At 71.7% G+C, this 3,533-nt stretch carries 4 protein-coding genes; all 4 read right to left on the reverse strand.

Features of this window, described 5'->3' with window-relative positions:
- Positions 1–168: 168 nt before the first annotated feature.
- Genes AC07ZS_RS29570 through ftsY form a run of 4 tightly spaced genes read right to left on the reverse strand, consistent with a single transcriptional unit; the run spans position 169 to position 3,520 of the window.
- Positions 169–1,311: an FAD-dependent oxidoreductase gene (locus AC07ZS_RS29570; protein WP_494801993.1), complete on the reverse strand. Its 1,143-nt coding sequence runs from the start codon at positions 1,309–1,311 to the stop codon at positions 169–171.
- Positions 1,312–1,323: 12 nt separating this feature from the next.
- Positions 1,324–1,644 (reverse strand): hypothetical protein, encoded by a 321-nt coding sequence (locus AC07ZS_RS29575; RefSeq protein ID WP_494801994.1) that lies wholly within the window; start codon positions 1,642–1,644, stop codon positions 1,324–1,326.
- Positions 1,641–2,480: an undecaprenyl-diphosphate phosphatase gene (locus AC07ZS_RS29580; RefSeq protein WP_494801995.1), complete on the reverse strand. Its 840-nt coding sequence runs from the start codon at positions 2,478–2,480 to the stop codon at positions 1,641–1,643. Before AC07ZS_RS29580 ends, AC07ZS_RS29575 begins: the two co-directional genes overlap by 4 nt.
- A 59-nt stretch (positions 2,481–2,539) precedes the next feature.
- A complete protein-coding gene (ftsY, locus tag AC07ZS_RS29585; RefSeq protein ID WP_494801996.1) occupies positions 2,540–3,520 on the reverse strand; it encodes a signal recognition particle-docking protein FtsY in 981 nt (326 codons plus the stop codon).
- Positions 3,521–3,533 lie beyond the last annotated feature (13 nt).

The raw sequence follows: 3,533 nt of genomic DNA on the forward strand, positions 1-3,533 counted from the left end.
GCGGCGGGCAGCACCGCTGCCGCGGCGAACAACAGGGTGGCCAGTCGGTGAGAGAGGTGCATGGCGGGCGGATCGGTGGAGGGCGGGGACGCCGTCGCGAAGTCTATCCAATCCGGCCCATATCCGGGGGGGTGTGGCCATGGCGAGGGCCCCGACGGCCCGGGCTGGTCATCGGCGTGTCACGCGATGCTGTTCCAGAAAACCGCGATCGATGCGGTCTTTCCAGCCCCAGACCCAGGCGCCGGACAGGGTGAGCGGTCCCCAGCTCGCGATGCCGTGGCCGGTGCCGCAGGCGAGCAGGGCGATGCGGGAGCGACTGGCCGGCAAGGCGCGCAGCGCGCCGCCCTCGTGCGCGGCCAGCAGGTTGTGGGCGAGTGCCGCACCGGCGTGCATGTCGCCCGGTGCCCCATCCGCGCGGGTGGCCACGCTGCCGGCGGCGAACACCTGGGGGTGGCTGGTGCTTTGCTGGGTCGGGCCGGTCAGCACCTGCCCGCGGTCGTTGAGCGCCAGGCCGCTGGTCTGCAGCCAGGCGGGGGCGCACAGGCCCGTGGCCATCAGCGGCACGTCGCAGGCCAGGCGGGCGCCGTTGCCCAGGTGCACCTCGCCCTCGCTCATGCCTACGCAGGCCTCGCGCAGCACCGTGATGCCCCGGCGCCGCAGCTGGCGCAGCACGCGCTGACGCACCGGTGTTGGAAGGTCGGTGCCGACCTCGCCGCCCCCGGTGATGAGCGTGAAACGTGCGCCGGGCAGGCCGTGTTCGCGGATGCCTTGTTCGGCCGCGAACACCAGTTCGATGCCATCGGCCTCGGCGCCCACCACGGCCACCGACACGGCCTGTTGCTGCGCCAGCGCCATCACCTGGGGCCACAGGGCCACGAAGGCTTCCAGCGGGCTCAGGTGCAGGGCGTGGTGGTTGGCCCCGGGCATCTCGGCGTCGAGCCGGGCGCGGTCGGGCACGGTGCCGGTGTCGATGGACAGCAGGTCGTAGCCCAGCGTGGCGGGCACGCCTTGCGCCCCGCCGCTGGCTGCGATCTGGATCTGGCGGGCGGCGGCATCGAGCCCGGTGCAGCGCCCCTGCAACCAGCGCGCGCCTGCGGCGCGCACCAGCGGTTCGAGCGCGACGCGGCCTTCGTCGGCCGTGTGCTGGCCGGCCATGAACCCGGGCAGGCAACCGGGGCTGGTGTGCTGCGGGAACGGCGTGAGCAGCACCACGTCCAGGTTGCCGGGGTGGTGCCGCGCGAGGCGCGCCAACACCTGCAGATGGGCCTGGCCGGCACCCAGCAACACGAGTTTCTTGATGCCGTGGTGCATGGCCTGCGTGCCTCAGACCACCAGCATGGCTGCGAACCAGGCGCAGCCGCCGAGCTTCACCGCGGCCGGGCGCCCGGGCGTGCGCCAGAGCGAGGCGAGCAGGAAGGCGTTGTAGGGCAGCGGCGCGAAATGCACCGCGACGGCCCAGGCGATGGGCAGGCCCTGCGCGGCCAGCATCAGCGCCGCGAACAAGGTGCAGAGGTTGATCACGCTGCCCACGGCGATCATGTCGCGCCAGAACAGCGTGCGCCAGGCGACCCGGCCCTGCCAACGCCGGCGCCAGAACCCGTTGGTATGGGGCGCTGTGCCGGTCATGGGCAGGACGGTGTTCAATGGGCGCTCAGGATGCCGGCACCGAGCAGGCCGAAGACCAGCAGGCCCAGTGCGATGCGGTAGTACACGAAGGCCATGTAGCCGCGCGTGGACACCAGTTTGAGGAACACCACGATCACGCCGTAGCCGACGCCGAAGGCGATCAGCGTGGCCAGGGCGGTGGGCCCGGGGGCGACCGGGCTGCCGTGCTGCCAGCTGCGCAGCAGCTGGTAGAAGCCCGAGCCCATCACCGCGGGAATGGCCAGCAGGAAGGAATAGCGCGCCGCCGCTTCGCGCGTATAGCCCATGAGCAGGCCGGCGGTGATGGTGCCGCCCGAGCGCGAGACGCCGGGGATCAGGGCCATCGCCTGCGCCAGGCCGAACAGCAGGCCGTGGCCCCAGGTGAGCTGGCTCAGCGGGCGCTCGCGCCGGCCGTAGTGGTCGGCCGCGCCGAGGATGATGCCGAACACGATCAGCATGGTGGCCGTGATGTAGAGGTTGCGCAGCGAGCCTTCGATCGCGTCCTTGAACAGCAGGCCCAGCACCACGATGGGCACCGAGCCGATGATGATCAGCCAGCCCATGCGGGCGTCGGGGTCCTGGCGCCTGGCCGGTTGCGTGAGCGAGGCCCACCAGGCCAGGAAGATGCGCACGATGTCGTGCCGGAAGTACAGCAGCACGGCGGCCTCGGTGCCGATCTGGGTGATGGCGGTGAAGGCCGCGCCCGGGTCGCCGCCCGAGGGCAGCAGCGGGCCGATGATGCGCAGGTGCGCGCTCGAGGAGATGGGGAGGAATTCGGTCAGGCCCTGGATCAGGCCCAGGAAGGCGGCTTCGAGCCAGGCGGAGGTGGAGCTCATGGGTGGGGCGGGCAAAGCGGCATGGGTGCGCGAAGTATAGGGATGCGCCGCCCCGGGGGTCAGGCCAGCAGGGCCTGCGCGAACTCGCGCGCGTCGAAGGTTTCGAGGTCTTCGAGCTTTTCGCCGACCCCGATGAAGTAGACCGGCACCGGCTTTTCGCGCGCGATCGCGCAGAGCACGCCGCCCTTGGCGGTGCCGTCGAGCTTGGTGATGACCAGGCCGGTGAGCTGCAGGGCGTCGTCGAAGGCCTTCACCTGCATGAGCGCGTTCTGGCCGGTGTTGCCGTCGATCACCAGCAGCACCTCGTGCGGTGCGCTGGCGTCGGCCTTCTGCACCACGCGCTTGATCTTGCGCAGCTCTTCCATCAGGTGCAACTGCGTGGGCAGGCGCCCGGCGGTGTCCACCAGCACCACGTCGCGTCCGCGCGCCTTGCCGGCGGTCACGGCGTCGTAGCTCACGGCGGCCGGGTCGCCGCCTTGCTGGGTGATGATCTCCACGGTGTTACGGTCGGCCCAGACGGCGAGCTGCTCGCGCGCCGCGGCGCGGAAGGTGTCGGCCGCGGCCAGCAGCACCGAGGCACCGCCGTCGGCCAGGTGGCGCGTGAGCTTGCCGATGGAGGTGGTTTTGCCCGCGCCGTTGACGCCCGCGACCATGATCACGGTGGGTTTGTGCTCGCCGATCACCAGCGGCTTCTGCAGCGGCGCGAGCAGGTCGGCGATGGCCTCGGCCAGAAGGCCCTTGACGGCGGCCGGGTCGGTGGTCTTGCTTTCCTTGACCCGGCGCTTCAGGTCGGCCAGCAGGTGGGTGGTGGCTTTCACGCCGGTGTCGGCCATCAGCAGGGCCGACTCCAGCTCTTCGTAGAGGGCCTCGTCGATCTGGGTGCCGGTGAACACCGTGGCGATGCCCGAGCCGGTCTTGCGCAGGCCGGTCTTGAGCTTGTCCAGCCAGCCCTGGCGCGGGGCGGCTGGGGCAGCGGCAGGGGCCGGCACGTCGGCGACAGGCGCGGGTGCCACAGGCGAGGGCGCGACGGTCTCCGGCAGGGCGGGCGCGGGT

It is taken from the genome of Hydrogenophaga sp. GW456-12-10-14-TSB4, from assembly GCF_059424305.1.

Coding starts and splice junctions, on each gene's coding strand:
- AC07ZS_RS29570 (WP_494801993.1), bottom strand. CDS start 1,311: ATGCACCACGGCATCAAGAAACTCGTGTTGCTGGGTGCCGGCCAGGCC.
- AC07ZS_RS29580 (WP_494801995.1), bottom strand. CDS start 2,480: ATGAGCTCCACCTCCGCCTGGCTCGAAGCCGCCTTCCTGGGCCTGATC.